This is a genomic window from Pseudoalteromonas sp. NZS71, from assembly GCF_015864715.1.
GTDB classification, from domain to species: Bacteria; Pseudomonadota; Gammaproteobacteria; order Enterobacterales; family Alteromonadaceae; genus Pseudoalteromonas; species Pseudoalteromonas arctica.
The window spans coordinates 1-14920 of the sequence record NZ_JADYWS010000049.1; the positions used below are offsets into that span (position 1 = coordinate 1).

15 protein-coding genes are annotated in these 14920 nt (G+C 39.1%); 9 read left to right on the forward strand and 6 right to left on the reverse strand.

The genetic code is table 11. From position 1 onward, the window contains the following. Positions 1-95 precede the first annotated feature (95 nt). Positions 96-746, forward strand: a complete 651-nt coding sequence (locus tag I6E85_RS20110) for a GIY-YIG nuclease family protein (protein ID WP_024591548.1) — start codon at positions 96-98, stop codon at positions 744-746. Positions 747-931: 185 nt separating this feature from the next. Then, positions 932-1270, forward strand: a complete 339-nt coding sequence (locus tag I6E85_RS20115) for a hypothetical protein (protein WP_024591547.1) — start codon at positions 932-934, stop codon at positions 1268-1270. Between the two features lie 130 nt (positions 1271-1400). Here the strand turns inward: I6E85_RS20115 and I6E85_RS20120 are convergent, their stop codons facing one another. Together I6E85_RS20120 and I6E85_RS20125 are read right to left on the reverse strand one after the other, a co-directional pair. After that, positions 1401-2081, reverse strand: a complete 681-nt coding sequence (locus I6E85_RS20120) for an SDR family oxidoreductase (protein ID WP_024591546.1) — start codon at positions 2079-2081, stop codon at positions 1401-1403. A gap of 55 nt (positions 2082-2136) precedes the next feature. Next, a complete protein-coding gene (locus I6E85_RS20125; RefSeq protein WP_024591545.1) occupies positions 2137-3135 on the reverse strand; it encodes a DUF4382 domain-containing protein in 999 nt (332 codons plus the stop codon). A gap of 226 nt (positions 3136-3361) precedes the next feature. On the opposite strand from I6E85_RS20125, the gene I6E85_RS20130 reads away from it, so the two are divergent. Continuing rightward, positions 3362-4216: a mechanosensitive ion channel family protein gene (locus tag I6E85_RS20130; protein ID WP_024591544.1), complete on the forward strand. Its 855-nt coding sequence runs from the start codon at positions 3362-3364 to the stop codon at positions 4214-4216. A gap of 87 nt (positions 4217-4303) precedes the next feature. Here I6E85_RS20130 and astB read toward each other — a convergent pair whose 3' ends face one another. From astB to I6E85_RS20145, 3 genes are all read right to left on the reverse strand, one after another. Beyond that, entirely contained in the window at positions 4304-5650 is a 1347-nt protein-coding gene (astB, locus tag I6E85_RS20135) for an N-succinylarginine dihydrolase (protein ID WP_004334492.1), read from the reverse strand. A 637-nt stretch (positions 5651-6287) separates the two neighbouring features. Continuing rightward, positions 6288-7394: an L-dopachrome tautomerase-related protein gene (locus I6E85_RS20140; protein WP_024591543.1), complete on the reverse strand. Its 1107-nt coding sequence runs from the start codon at positions 7392-7394 to the stop codon at positions 6288-6290. 45 nt (positions 7395-7439) lie between these two features. Continuing rightward, complete coding sequence (locus tag I6E85_RS20145; RefSeq protein ID WP_024591542.1) at positions 7440-7874, reverse strand: MarR family winged helix-turn-helix transcriptional regulator; 435 nt, start codon at positions 7872-7874, stop codon at positions 7440-7442. A gap of 129 nt (positions 7875-8003) precedes the next feature. On the opposite strand from I6E85_RS20145, the gene I6E85_RS20150 reads away from it, so the two are divergent. The 5 genes from I6E85_RS20150 to I6E85_RS20170 all read left to right on the forward strand — a co-directional run bounded on the left by I6E85_RS20150 (position 8004) and on the right by I6E85_RS20170 (position 13461). Then, positions 8004-8432 (forward strand): organic hydroperoxide resistance protein, encoded by a 429-nt coding sequence (locus tag I6E85_RS20150; protein WP_024591541.1) that lies wholly within the window; start codon positions 8004-8006, stop codon positions 8430-8432. A 164-nt stretch (positions 8433-8596) separates the two neighbouring features. Continuing rightward, a complete protein-coding gene (locus I6E85_RS20155; protein WP_024591540.1) occupies positions 8597-8953 on the forward strand; it encodes a metalloregulator ArsR/SmtB family transcription factor in 357 nt (118 codons plus the stop codon). Between the two features lie 27 nt (positions 8954-8980). Next, positions 8981-9991 (forward strand): ArsJ-associated glyceraldehyde-3-phosphate dehydrogenase, encoded by a 1011-nt coding sequence (locus I6E85_RS20160; RefSeq protein WP_024591539.1) that lies wholly within the window; start codon positions 8981-8983, stop codon positions 9989-9991. 24 nt (positions 9992-10015) lie between these two features. Next, on the forward strand, positions 10016-11233 hold the full coding sequence (gene arsJ / locus I6E85_RS20165) for an organoarsenical effux MFS transporter ArsJ (RefSeq protein ID WP_024591538.1): 1218 nt from the start codon (positions 10016-10018) through the stop codon (positions 11231-11233). 107 nt (positions 11234-11340) lie between these two features. Next, positions 11341-13461, forward strand: coding sequence for a methyl-accepting chemotaxis protein (locus I6E85_RS20170; protein WP_024591537.1), 2121 nt, complete (start codon positions 11341-11343; stop codon positions 13459-13461). A gap of 103 nt (positions 13462-13564) precedes the next feature. Here I6E85_RS20170 and I6E85_RS20175 read toward each other — a convergent pair whose 3' ends face one another. Beyond that, positions 13565-14152, reverse strand: a complete 588-nt coding sequence (locus I6E85_RS20175) for a TetR/AcrR family transcriptional regulator (protein WP_024591536.1) — start codon at positions 14150-14152, stop codon at positions 13565-13567. A 112-nt stretch (positions 14153-14264) separates the two neighbouring features. Here I6E85_RS20175 and I6E85_RS20180 point away from each other — a divergent pair, with 112 nt between their 5' ends. Further along, positions 14265-14807 carry a carboxymuconolactone decarboxylase family protein gene (locus I6E85_RS20180; protein WP_007586212.1) on the forward strand — a complete coding sequence of 181 codons (543 nt, stop codon included), beginning with the start codon at positions 14265-14267 and terminating at the stop codon, positions 14805-14807. The last annotated feature ends 113 nt before the right edge of the window (positions 14808-14920 follow it).

Consider the following 14920-nt stretch of genomic DNA (forward strand, 5'->3'; position numbering starts at 1 on the left):
ACCAAAATAGGAACTCAGCTATGGTTTGTTTATCAATAAAAACAAATTTAAAAACGAGTTAATCTACAGGCTCGTTAGCACTATCAGAGGTTCTATTGAAAGTTGAGAGTATTCGAGAATGCGAAAACGGTGAGTTTGTAGCAGATATACACCTTGAAAATGGTGAGCACTATTTCACAACCGAATACTTTTCTACTTTTAAAAAAGCAGATGAATGGGTTACACCTTGGTGTGAGTGGGCGAATAAAGTTTCTTTTGGGACTATCGATAGCGTTTATTATATTATTCAGGTACCAGACTCTTGGGCTGGACCACCTAAAAATGCACACCCTTTACATGGGCTATTTATAAAGATTGGTAGATCTAAAAATGTACTCCAGCGTTTACAAAATTTACAAACTGGTACGTATGGCCAATTAATTATTGGCGCATTAGAACCAGGAGGCTCTGCTAGAGAGGCTGAATTACACCAAAAGTTTTCTCATCTAAGAAGACAAGGCGAATGGTTTTCTTGTAATGAACCTCTTTTTAAACATGTTTTTCGTACATGGTATAAAAATAAAATGCTTCCTCCTGAGCACCAAGAGAAAATGCAAATACTTGCGCAGCGTAGTAATGATTACCGTATTATGCGTGATCTAATTGGTGGAGCACCTGATACAGTAAATCCATCGCTTGACGATGAATGGCACGGAACAACTTTTGTAGATCTAGTATATAGTTCTTTGGCAAAGTCGTTAAAATAGTGCTAACAAGACGATCCAATAAGGACAAAAAACAGTTAGTTTTGCTCCAGCGTGAATTACAGTGACACCCAATCTAAATCTTGTAATGCTTTAAAAACGCTTAGGGTTAATTAAAGGAGATCATTTTTTAATTGAATTTGGCTGTTGGAGTTATTTTACAGTCTCGTTAGTTGCCAAGGATAATAATGAGAACATTTCAGCTTTTAGGTTTTATACTTGCGATTGTTGGGTTTATTTTAGGCTACGTGATGCTAGCCCCAATTGATGGTGAAGCATCCGACGCTTCAGCAGGAGGTACAGGCATAGGCATTATGTTTATGGTGTTACCTATACTTGGTTGGTCTGCGTTAATATTAGTGCCCTCTTCAGTAGCATTGTTCAACCATGAAGTAAGAGAACGCACTTATTTCAGAGGCAATTTTTGGCTAAACCTCTGGAAAGTAAACCTAGTTATTTCTTTTGGATATATTGCCGTTGTACTATATTTTGCTTACATATGGTTTAAGGGCAGCATTGGCAATTAATAAGACTTTAAATGCCTAATACCTTTAATTCATTCTTACCTACTAACATCTAACCCAAGCTAAGCACTAACAACCATCAGGTTTAACACCATTAGCATTAAACCTGACAGCCCAAACTCCCTAGCCAACGTTAATTAGTTGGCATTAAATAGATTTCTCGTACGCTGTTGCGCTGGTTTGCTTCAATAGCAAACAATACCGCGTCGGCTACATCTTGCGGGTCGAGTTTGTCGGGTTTAGCTTCATCAAAAAACGGGGTGTTTACCATACCTGGTGCTATGGTTGTGCAGCGGCCGTTCCACTCACTCATTTCCTCAGCTAAGTTTTGTCCAAAGCCATAAGCAAACCATTTAGTTGCACCGTAAATAGAGCCACCAATTGGCTTACGGCCAGCGGCAGAGCTGGTTAATATAAAGTGACCTTTGTTTTGGCGTAAATGCGGCAGGGTTAATTTTGCAGTCCACAGTAGGGCTTTAATGTTTATATCGATCATGGTTGACCATTCATCTGGGTCACCTTTTTCGGTGCCTGCGGTTGAAACACCCATACCCGCGTTAGCAAAGGCTACATCTAATCGGCCAAACTTTTCAATGCCTTTGGTAACTACGTTTTCAAGCGCGGTAAAGTCGGTTGCATCTGCGGCTACGCTCAGTGCGTTATCTGATCCTAGCTCGGCAACAAGTTGGTTAAGTTGCTCTTCTCTACGGGCGGTTAATATAACTTTATGACCGTTGTTTACTAAGGTTTTTGCCGTTGCTTCACCAATGCCACTAGAAGCGCCGGTTATGAGTACTATTTTCTCTTTTGCCATGGTTTTTTCCTTATTAACAAATGAATAAAGGCGCAGCTCAATGTGCGCCATGCAGTTATTGGGCTATGTCAAAATTGACTGATAAATCGTCAGCTTGCGTTAGGCTAATTTGTTTTAGTTGATAAATATTAAAATCAGCATCTACTTGCTCTGCATCGTCTATGTGTGCGCTACACGTATAAGCAAGTTGATAGTCGCCTGGTGTTATGAATGCGAGTTCAAATTCGTATTTATTATCGTCTGCATCAAATACAACATTGGCAGTAGCTAACGGAGCGTTATCAGGCGTTTGGTCATCTATTTCATGAATATCTGTTGGGGTTTGTGCCTGCGCAGAGTAAAGGTAAACAGCATGGCCAAATGATGAATCATCAGCGGCAAGATCAATGTTGTCAGTCTCGCAATTGTTTATAAGTGTTTGGCTTACAGTGCCTTCAATATCTTGTGATTCAGAAAGGTTTTGTAAACGCACACCGCGAGGTTTTAAAAATACTTCGTTATTATTTTGTGGATCAACTAACGATTTTTTTAAATCAAACTCTAATACAAACTCGTTGTCGGTTTGATTGAGTGTAAAGCCATTTAGCTGTATTTCACCCACGCCATCATTACCTTTTCTTTTTACGATAAGCGGTGCAATGCTGCCGTCTTCGTAAACTACGTGAGATGTTAAACTAAGGTTGTTTGTGTCGCCGTTTATTACTTGCGCGCGGATCCACGAATAATCACCTGCAGGTACTTCTTGATCATCAAGTAATTGAAAAATATCGTCGCCCGTATAGTCTAGTAAGTTGACCATTTGCGCTAAGGTGGCATCGTTTTTAGAACGAGTTTCAAAGCTAACTTCTTCACCTTCTTGGGCTTTAATTGTTATTGAATCAAATACAACGTTAACTTGTTTTAAACCAGTGACTGGAGCGTCGGAAATTCCTAAGCTAAAAGTGGTTTTATCACTTGTTTGCGGTGGGGTTGTTTCAGCATCATCATTTGATGAGCCGCAGCCTGCTAAGGCAAAAATAATAGCGCTACTTAATATTGTTGATTTAAAGTTCATGGTTGTTTCCTCTTATTTGATTTGTTAAGTGTATGTATTTAACCCTTAACCTAAATTGAATTAAAAATATGAGGAGTTAGAACTTTTAACATGATGTTTTAAAACGTTTTTAATTTCATCGATTTAATTGTTTTTTACTATATACTCGCGCCACTTCTTTTGAAGTCGGTTTTATTAGATTTAACCATTATTTTGCTGAGTTTCAGCCACATTTATCGGAACAAACATGAAAGATAAACTCTTAGCGTTTTGGCAAAGCCATTCAGAAACAATCATCACTTTAGGATACAAAGTGATTTTAGCGTTGGTGATTTTAGTTGCGAGTGCCTTAATTGCACGCTCGGTTAAAAAAGCGATTAAAAACTCTAAATCGCCATTAAAAAGAGTGGATAGTACGCTGCTTCCTCTTTTATCGAGTATTGCTGGTTATTTAGTTTATATAATTGGTGGGCTATTTATTTTAGATATTTTTGGCGTTAATACGGCCAGTTTAATTGCGCTAATGGGTGCTGCTGGTTTAGCGATTGGTTTAGCCCTTAAAAATACGCTGAGCAATATTGCTGCGGGTATTATGCTGCTAATACTCAGACCTTTTAAAATAGGCGACTTTGTTGATGCCAGTGGCACGCTTGGTACTGTGAGTGAAATAAACCTATTTACCACTATTTTTAAAACCACCGACGGTCTTTATATTGCATCGCCTAACGGCAAAGTATGGGGTGGCAATATTAAAAACTTTACCCGTAATGGCAAAAGACGAATGGATATAGTGGTGGGTATTTCGTATGCCGACTCTATTGACGTTGGCTTAAATGTACTTAAAGAATTAGCCGCATCAGAGAGCCGATTACTCGCAGAGCCAGCCCCTAAAGTAATGGTAACTTCAATAGGCGAAAGCGCAGTAAATATACAATTACGTGCGTGGGCTGTTAATGGTGATTATTGGCAAACTGTGTGGGATTTAAATAAACGTGTTAAAGAAGCTATTGAAGATGCTGGGCTGAGTATTCCGTTTCCGCAGCGTACGCTGCATATATCTGAGTCTATGGCGTCGGCAATAACTGTTAACAAAGATGCTTAAATATGTATTAACATAAACATAAGCACAAATAAAAATAGCGAGCCTTGGCTCTCTATTTTTGTATTAGCCTTTGTGTAGGCTGAGGGATTAACCTTCTAATTGAAAGTCGTACACTGAGCCTAAATTAAGTAGCTGCGTTAGCTCATCAAGTGCTTGGTAGCTCTCGGTGAGTAGGGCTGAGTCTGCAAAGTCACTTGCGCCTAATTTGTCGCGGTAGTTACGTTTTGCCCAGTCACACAGTTGTGTGTATTTAGTATCAGTTAAAATAACCTCTGGGTTTACTGCAGCAAGTTCTTGCTCGTTAAGGGCTACACGTAAACGCAAGCAAGCTGGGCCGCCGCCATTTTGCATACTTTGGCGTAAATCAAAAAACTGTACTTGGTTTACTGGGTTATCAGCCATAATCATTTCTTCAATGTAGGCGTTAACCGCGCTGTTGCGTTTACATTCTTGTGGTGCCACTAACAGCATTGAACCATCTTCAAGGCTCACTAGCTGGCTATTAAATAAATAACTACTTACAGCGTCGGTAATGCTTACTTTATCGGTAGGTACTTCAATAATATAAAATTCTTTATTGCCCACATACGCTTCGCGAATATCTTGCAATGCCAAAGCTTGGTTTAAAAATGCTTGCTGGTGGCACAGTAATACGTTGGCGTTACCTACTGCAATTACATCGTTATGAAACACGCCTTGGTCTATTACGTCTGGATTTTGCTGTAGTAAAATTTGGCTTGAATCTTTTAGGTTATGTAAGCGACAAATTGCTTCTGAGGCTTCGAGTGTTTGCCTTGCAGGAAACTTAGCTGGTTTTGGTAATTGGCTGTTAAACGCACTGGCACCAAATACAAACATTTCAAGGCCTTGCTCGCCGTGGCTGTCACAAAAACGAGTATGGTTTGCTGCTCCTTCGTCGCCAAAAAAGCCTTGGTCGGGCAAATGGGTATGATGCGCAAAGTATTTGTCGTTGTTAAACATCGCTTTTAATAAGCGTGTAGTGGTTGCAGGCTCTAATGAACGATGAAACTTATTATTTAAATTAGCTGAAGTAAAATGTACTTTGCCGTCGGTTGTATCTGGAGATGGCGATACCGTAGCTGCATTGGCTGTCCACATTGCAGACGCTGAATAACACGCGCGTAATAAAATAGGATCTGCTTTAAATGCTTTATGAATTACTTGTGCATCGTTACCGGTAAAGCCTAAGCGGCGCAGTACGTTTAAGTCGGGGCGCGCATGAGGGGCAAATACACCTTGAGTTAGGCCTTTGTCGTGCATGGCTTTCATTTTTTCAAGGCCTTGAAGCACTGCCTCTTGAGGATTTGAAAAGCTTGCTGCGTTATTTAACGAGGCAACATTACCATACGATAAACCAGCGTAGTTGTGAGTAGGGCCAACTAAGCCATCAAAATTAACTTCCAAAGCGTGCATACACGTTCCAACTAAAATTTTTCAATAGGGTGCAACAATACAACGCAATAGGGTTGCTTGCAAAGTTATAAACGCAGTGTTTTTACTAATTTTTTCGATGTTTTTAAATGTGTGATTTTTTGTAGGGAGCTTCGTTTTTATATCAGGCGGCTAATAAGTAATTAAATAAGGTTTATTCATAAATTTCATAGTGTGCAAAAGCTTAGCCTAAAGTAGGTTTATACATTTAAGCTTTATGCCAAGCCTTTACACAATACGATGCTACTTAACATAGGCGCGTTCTTTATCAGCGGTAGTGCGGGTATTTGTTGGATCATTAACTTGCCAAACGCTAATGTCTAAACGCCATAAAAGGTAAAGGGTATGGTATAAATTGAACATGGTTTTTCCTTGGTATTTTCACTGAACACATCAGTTTATAGGAAGAAGTATGCCAACATTAACTTGAATATTTTATGAATAGAAATCAGTTATTTAGTATTTAAGTGTAAATACATACTTAAGGATTAGCACCAAAGAGGTGAAGTATTACTAAAAGATGCACCAACGTGGTGTGTTTTTAACAAAAAGCCCTGCAACTATTAGGTCACTTAAATGTGCAAGGCTTTTTAAAAAATACAGTCACTCAAAAAGTAAATTAACGGCCTACTTTTCCTTTTACTAAAGGCTCGAACGACATTACTTTAAACTTACCGTGGCTTTGATTTTTGCCATTATTAAGTACAGGCGAATTATGTAAATCGTCAACGGTAAAGTATATTTTATGATCCGCTCCGTAACTAAAACCATCAGGCCAGCTCAAACGTTCGTCTTTAAATAATACTTCGTAGTCGCCAGTGGGTTTAACTACGCCAATTGCGCCATTGGTTATGTCGGTTACATATACGTTACCGCCGCCATCAACAATAATACCGTCTGAAATTGGCTTAGTGCCGTAACGCGTAACTTTGTCTTCAAGCGCTTTAGCCGGAAGGCTCTCGTTATTTATATCGCTGGTGGCAATGCGGTAAACCGACGTGCCCGACATAGAGCCAAAGTAAAGCCAGTCTTCGTTAGGGTCAAGCGTAATAGGGTTAACACCTAAGCGGGCAGGTTGTCCGCCAAGGCTCATTGTGCGCCCATCAATAACCATATCGATATTTTCGGCAGTGGTGTAATGGCTATTTTGTAACACTCTGCGTGCGACACCTGTTTTAAGGTTAACCGTAATAATAGCGGCTTGGCTGCCTTGGGCTGTGTCAGCAATGTATACAACGCCATGCTTATTATCGATGACTAAATCGTTTAAAAACGAGGTGTCGGTAATGGTCGGTTTAGCCAGATAAATAATTTTATGCAGTTGCTCTTTGTTTGTATCCCAACCTACTAAGCGCCCAGCGTGATCGGGCCCTGAAGTGTCAAGCATCCATAAAACGCCATCGCTTGATACGTTTATACCAAGTACATCGTAAAAACCTTTACCGTTATTGTACGCGTATGCCCATTCTTCATTAGGGTAGGGCTTAGTTGTACCATCGCTTAAAAGCTCCATAATTTTTTGCTTTTGGCCAAAAAAACCATGCACAGATAAAAATTTCCTGCCCGATGGGGTAATAGCAATGTTACCCGGTGGGTGCTGCGCATCAAAAGTGGCTACTGTTTTTAAATCAGCATTTTGATTAGCAGTATTAGCAGATACAGCGTTGCTACCTAAAAGTGCCGTGCTACACGCCGCAGCTAATAGTAATTTTTTAATATGAGTCATTTTTAAAACCTTTTAAAACACGTTTATTGTTTAAAAATTAAGAGCCTAATCGGCTAAGTCGTTTACTACTAAATCGAGCAGCTGCATCAACTGCTTCGCTTGTTTTGCATCTACACTATCAAATTTACATAAAATATTTTTAGGAATATCGGCTGCTTTTAACTTAAGTGATTGGCCATACTGGGTTAGCTGCACTAGGCGTTTGCGTTTGTCGTGCTCATCTTTAATAACAGCCAGTAATGATTTGTCGCTCATTTTTTTGAGTATTTGGGTCATAGCACCGCCATCTATCGCGGTTTTATCTATTAGCTCTGCAATTGTTATTTCGTCTTGCTCCCACAGGGCCATCATTACTACGTATTGCGGGTAAGTTAAATTTAGCGCGTTTAAAGGCTCGCGATACGCACGCACAATGCTGTTAGATGCCATGTATAACCGATGACATAACTGATTTTTTAACTTTAATTGCTCAAACGCCATAACGTTATCCTTTATTTCGATACATGCTATTTTAATTTGCATGCAAAGTATTTGCAATCTCTAATTACTTGATCTATTATTTTGCACACAAACTAAATTGATTGATATTTTAAAACTTTGGAGTTCATTATGAATGTATTACAAAACGTAGCTTACACAGCAAAAGCAACTGCAACTGGCGGCCGTGAGGGCGTAGCTAAATCTGATGATGGTCGTTTAGATGTAAATTTATCAACACCTAAAGGTTTAGGCGGAGACGACGGACAAGGCACTAACCCAGAGCAATTATTTGCCGCAGGTTATGCAGCATGTTTTATTGGCGCACTTAAATTTGTAGCAGGTAGCGAAAAAATAGATTTACCAAGCGACACACATATTAATTCTGAAGTGTCTATTGGTGCTATTGAAGGCGGTTTTGGTATTGCGGTAAAACTAGCTGTATCACTAGGTGATATGGATAAAGCTGCAGCGCAAACGCTTGTAGATAAAGCACACCAAGTATGCCCATATTCAAACGCAACACGTGGCAATATTGAAGTAGAGCTTTCAGTTATTTAATAACTAAATAAAGAAAAGTTATAAAAGCACACAACGACAATTAGTCGTTGTGTGCTTTTTCGCGTTTAAGGCATAAAAATTAAATATACGATAAAACGCATATTCACTATTCCATATGTTGTTATTTTGTTTTATTGTGTATGCATAAGCACTGTGAGGACAGTATGGAACAATTCAACCCACTTCAATTTTATAAATGCCTAGCGGACGATACACGTTTAAAAGCAATGCTGCTAATTAGCCACGAAGAAGAGCTGTGTGTATGCGAGCTTGTTGCTGCACTTAAATTAAGCCAACCTAAGGTATCTCGCCATTTAGCACAGTTAAGACAATGCGGATTATTGAGCGACCGTAAACAAAATCAATGGGTGTACTACAGTATTAACAAAGCACTGCCAGAGTGGGCTAAAAATGTATTAACGCAAACGCTTACTGCTAACTCTTCATTTTATCAAAACGATTTAACGCGCTTAAACGCTATGGGTAATCGCCCTGAACGTGCAGCTAGCTGTTGTAACTAATAAATTAACTTATTAAAGGTATTAATTATGACTATTAAAGTAGGTATTAACGGTTTTGGCCGTATGGGACGTTTAACACTGCGTGCAGCAGTTGATTGGCCAGAAATAGAGTTTATTAAAGTAAATGATGTAGCGGGCGATGCTAAAACACACGCACATTTAATTGAATTTGACTCAGTGCATGGCCGCTTAGCACAACACATTACCAGTGATGAAAACTCTTTTAGTGTAGGTAAACACACGATTGCAGTTACCAACAACAAAACCATAAATGAAACTGATTGGTCAGATTGCGATGTAGTAATAGAGGCCAGCGGTAAAATGAAAACCACTGAGCTGTTAAATCAATATTTAGCGCAAGGTGTTAAGCGCGTTGTAGTAACGGCTCCTGTGAAAGAAGACGGTATTTTAAATATAGTAATGGGTGTAAACGATGACCTATATAACCCAAGTGAGCATAAAATTGTTACAGCTGCTTCTTGCACAACTAACTGTTTAGCGCCAATAGTAAAAGTACTCCAAGAAAAAGTGGGCATTAAACACGGCTCAATGACCACTATTCACGACATTACTAATACCCAAACGATTATAGATGCACCCCACAAAGACCTACGCCGTGCACGTTCGTGCGGTACTAGTTTAATACCAACCACAACAGGTAGTGCAACGGCTATTACGCATATTTTTCCTGAGCTTAAGGGTAAATTAAACGGCCATGCTGTGCGTGTACCTCTTACTAACGCATCCATTACTGATTGTGTTTTTGAGCTTGAGCGCGGTGTTACACAAGATGAAGTAAACACTTGGTTCAAAAATGCTGCAAATAACGAGCTAAAAGACATTTTAGGCTACGAAGAAAGACCGCTTGTATCTATAGATTACAAAACAGATCCACGTAGTTGCACCATAGATGCGCTTTCAACTATGGTAATTAACAACACTCAGCTTAAATTATACGCTTGGTATGATAACGAATGGGGTTATGCAAACCGTACCGCTGAGCTAATGCTTAAAGTTGCACAAAGTGATGTGGTTTAATCTCGTTTAAAAAGGTTTAAATTCATGCTTGTGCAGTTAGCTAATTTACCAAGCTCTATAAAACAATATTTAATAATTACCGGTAATTACTGGGCATTTACCCTTACTGATGGCGCACTAAGGATGCTGGTGGTGCTGTATTTTCATCAGTTGGGTTATGGTGCATTTGCAATAGCCATGTTGTTTTTGTTTTATGAAATTTTTGGGGTGATCACCAATTTAGTAGGTGGTTGGCTTGGGGCATATTTAGGGTTAAACAAAACCATGAATGTAGGGCTTGGGCTACAACTTGTAGCTTTAGCTATGCTTTGCGTGCCTGGGGATTGGCTAACCGTTGCCTATGTTATGGCAGCGCAAGCACTGAGCGGTATAGCTAAAGACTTAAATAAAATGAGCGCAAAGAGCGCCATTAAGTATTTAGTACCACAAGACGATGCAGGACAAAGCCAATTATATAAATGGATTGCCATACTTACAGGCTCTAAAAATGCGTTAAAAGGAGTGGGCTTTTTTTTAGGTGGCTTGCTACTTACCGTATTTGGTTTTGTGGGGGCATTAATAAGCCTAATTGCTTTACTTAGTGTTGCGTGGGTTATTAGTTTAATTTTTTTAAAAGGCGATATTGGTAAAGCTAAAAACAAACCTAAGTTTAAAGAATTATTTTCTAAATCGCGGGCAATCAACTTACTTAGTGCAGCGCGTTTATGCTTGTTTGCGGCGCGCGATGTATGGTTTGTGGTTGCATTGCCGGTTTACTTAGCCGCTCAGTTTAACTGGGATCACTGGTGGGTAAGCGGCTTTATGGCTTTGTGGGTTATTGCGTATGGATTGGTGCAGTCGCAAGCACCGCGTATAACAGGGCAAAGTGATTCAAACTCACATTCAGTCAAAAAAGCGTATTGGTGGGTTGCTCTATTAAGTGGCGTAACTGGCATTTTAGCGTTGTTGATGCAATTTGATGTAGCGGTACATTTTACGCTTGTAATCGGCTTACTTATTTTTGGTGGTGTATTTGCTGTAAATTCATCGCTGCATAGTTACTTAATAGTAAGTTTTGCTAAAAACGATGGGGTGTCGCTCGACGTTGGCTTTTATTATATGGCCAATGCGATAGGGCGTTTGCTTGGTACGGTGCTTTCTGGCTGGGTTTTTCAGGTATATGGGCTCAGTGCGTGTTTATGGGTAAGTGTGTGTTTATTAATTGCAGCCTCAATTACAACGGCACGTTTGGCTAAACTTTAAAAAACTCAACGTATTGTATTAAATTCAATTTGTTTAACGATATTCATAGCTTCGTTGGTTAGATCTACTAAACTGTATCAGTAGTTTTAATTTAAAGGGTGTGATGAATGCGAGAAATATCGTTAGCAAAAAAGTTACTCTGGCTAAGTGTCGGTAGTATATTTATAACTGTACTAGTGCTATCAGGCATTTTGTGGTGGCAGTTATCATCAAGTAATAAGCAGTTAGCGACCAAATCCGAAGAGTACATTATTGTAGAAGTAGAAGAAAAGCTTAATGCTCATGCGGCTGGATACGGAGAAAAAATTGCTGGCTTTATTAATGAAGCTTACCGTGTTCCTTATTCATTAGCGGCATTACTTGGCGATGCAGCAAAACAAAACACTTTAGACCGAGATACAGTTGTCAGTATAAATAAAGCGGTTTTAGAACAAAACACTCTCTTATCATCTATTTATTCTCAATTTGAACCAAACGCTTTTGATGGGCAAGACTCTCAATATCAACAAGGGTATAAGCATTCAGTAGATAGTGCTGGTACGTTAGAGGTATACATAACTCGCGATCAAAAAGGTGTAATTGAACAACAAAAAGTAGCGAATGCCGCCGATAAATACATAACAACGCTTAATGAGTTTGGTATTCGTGAAGCGCAGTGGTATTTGTGCGCAAAAGACACACTTAAGCCTTGTATTATGGAACCGTATTTATACGAAATCCCATCGGGCGATTCGGTAATGCTAACTTCGTTAACCGTGCCTATTTTAAAGTCAGGCCAGTTTATTGGTTTAGCAGGCGTTGATTTAACTCTACCAACCTTTCAAGTAATGACTGAGCAGCTTTCTAAGCAGCTTTACAATGGTCAAGCTAAAGTAACCTTATTAAGTGATTTAGGTTTAGTTGTAGGCAGCAGTCATTATAAATCTAAATTAGGGCGCCCAATTAAAGAGGCTGTTAGTTCTACTATATTTAATGATATTGAAAAGTCTAAAGGGCAAAGCGGTATTTTTAAAACAAATAGTGAATATTTAGTAAATTATCCAATTGATATAAAACTAGCAAACACTCAGTGGTCATTAATCATAGAAGTACCTACAGACCTAGCACTTTCAGGGCCTGAAGCGCTAGAAAAAAACATGCAAGAAACAGCAGCATCACTCGGGTTTATTATTTTAATTACAGGCTTAATAATTGCTGTGGTTGCTTTTGTTATTATGAAATTAGTAATTGCAGGTGTAATAGCGCCGCTACAACAAATTCAACAGCGGGTTGATAACCTCGCAAGTTCTGAGGGTGATTTAACGCATACATTGCATGTTGATAGCCACGCAGAACTTATTGCATTAGCTGGTGGGTTTAATCGATTTTTAGCAAAACTACGTGATTTAATTTCTGAACTAAAAGCGGTGTCTGAGCAAACTAAACAGCAAGGCGAAATAGCACAACACATCGCTATTGATACTAAGCATAATGTTCAATCTCAATTTCAAGAAATTGAAAGTGTGGTAACGGCTATGAACGAAATGAGCGCAACAGCACTCGAAGTCGCCAGAGCATCAGAGCAATCAGCCCAACAAGCCGATGAAATAAATAGCTTGGTAGTAAGCAGTGAGTCGAGCTTATCGTCAGCGATGACACAAGTTAAAACGATGTCTGAAGAAATTAAAGAAGCAAACCAAGCAGTTGAAAAAGTCGCTTCGCGTAGTAAAGACATTACGCAAATATTAGATGTAATTCGTACTATTTCAGAACAAACAAACTTACTTGCACTTAACGCAGCCATTGAAGCTGCGCGCGCAGGTGAGCATGGGCGAGGCTTTGCCGTTGTTGCTGATGAAGTACGTGCACTTGCTTCTAAAACGCGTTCATCAACAGATGACATAAGCCAGTTAATTGATAGTTTATTATCTGAAGTAGGTAACGCATCTACCGTTATTGAAAAAGGCGTAGTACGTGCACAAAATGCCGTTGATGAAACATCGGTAGCTTTTGATGCTCTGCACAGTGTTGTTGTTAAAGTTGATGAAATAACCAATCAAATTACACATATTGCCACCGCTGCTGAAGAGCAAAGCTTAGTGACTGAAGAAATAAACCGTAATTTAACGCTTATATCTGATGCCGCATCGCAGCTTGCTGACTTATCTACACAAGCAGGGGATAGCAGCGAAGCGCTTAATGCACTTGTTGCCCAGCAAGATAATGAGCTAAATAAGCTTAAAACGTAACTTATAAATTAAGTTTTAAGCACAAAAAAATGGCCAGTTAATACTGGCCATTTTTATTTAGTAAAATAAGTATAACTTGTTGAGAATGCTCGATAACTGCTATTTATAACTTTTTAATCAACATAAACATTTGGTTGATCATTGGCTCAGCAAATTGATCTACATTAGGACGATTAAAATAACCGCGTAAACCTGTAAATTGCACCTGAAAAAAGCGCGCATATTCAACAGCGGTCAACGTATTACTTAACTCACCTTTGTTTATTGCTTGTGTAAACAACTGCGTTAAATAAGCTTCAAATTGAGCGGTTAAATCTAAGCTTAGCTCATATAGGTTTGAGTCTTTTTCTGCAAACTCGCTGTTTGCTTTAACCAGCATACAAATAGCGCTTGGGCTGCAATCTTTTGTTTTAATGACCACATTTTCAACAAATGCACGTAACCCACCAAGTACTGTATCTGCACTTGATAGAAACCCCTCTATTTGGGTTTTCATTTGTACTGTGTAATCTTTCAGCGATTCGCAGTATAGCCCTTCTTTAGAGCCAAACGCAGAGTAAATACTACCCGGGCGCATATTAACGGCTTCTTGTAAGTCACGCGTTGAGGTTGCATGAAAACCTTTTTGCCAAAATAGCTGGCTTGCAACGCGAACTACATTATCGCGTTCAAATTTAACCTTATTAGCCATATCATTCTCAATCAATTTGAACATTTGCTCAATTTTAACTTGAACAGTCGCTCAAAATCAAATACTATGTGTCTCGAAGTTACTTAAAACTATTAATTATTAGGAGCTAACCATGGCCGAATTTACTTTATACACTCAAGAAAACGCACCAGAAGAAGCAAAACCGTTACTAGCTGATTCAGTAGCAGCATTTGGTATGCTTCCTAACTTACATGCAGTAATGGCTGAAGCACCAACATTACTTAAAGGTTACCAAGTACTGCATGAGCTGTTTCAAAAAACATCATTCAATGCAGAAGAGCTAACAGTAGTATGGCAATCAATTAACGTTGAGCACGCATGTCATTACTGTGTTCCTGCTCACAGTGGTATTGCAGCGGCAATGAAAGTTGATCAAGGTGTTGTTGATGCACTTGTAAACAAAACACCACTTGAAAACCCTAAGCTAGAAACTCTTCGTGAAACTACACTCGCAATGACACGTGAACGTGGCGTGATCAGCGATGAGCAAATCGAAAAATTCTTTGCAGCAGGTTACGGTAAGCAACAACTACTTGAAATTATTGTAGGCTTGTCTCAAAAAGTAATGAGCAACTACACTAATCACCTTGCTGATACACCAGTAGACGCTGCATTTAAAAAATATGTAAAATAAATACGATTTTATAAATGACAAAAGGCAGCCTAGGCTTAATGCCGATCAGTTAAGAAATATTTAACGATCCATTGACCGATCTTCTGGTTAGTTTATAAAGGCTTCTGAATTTA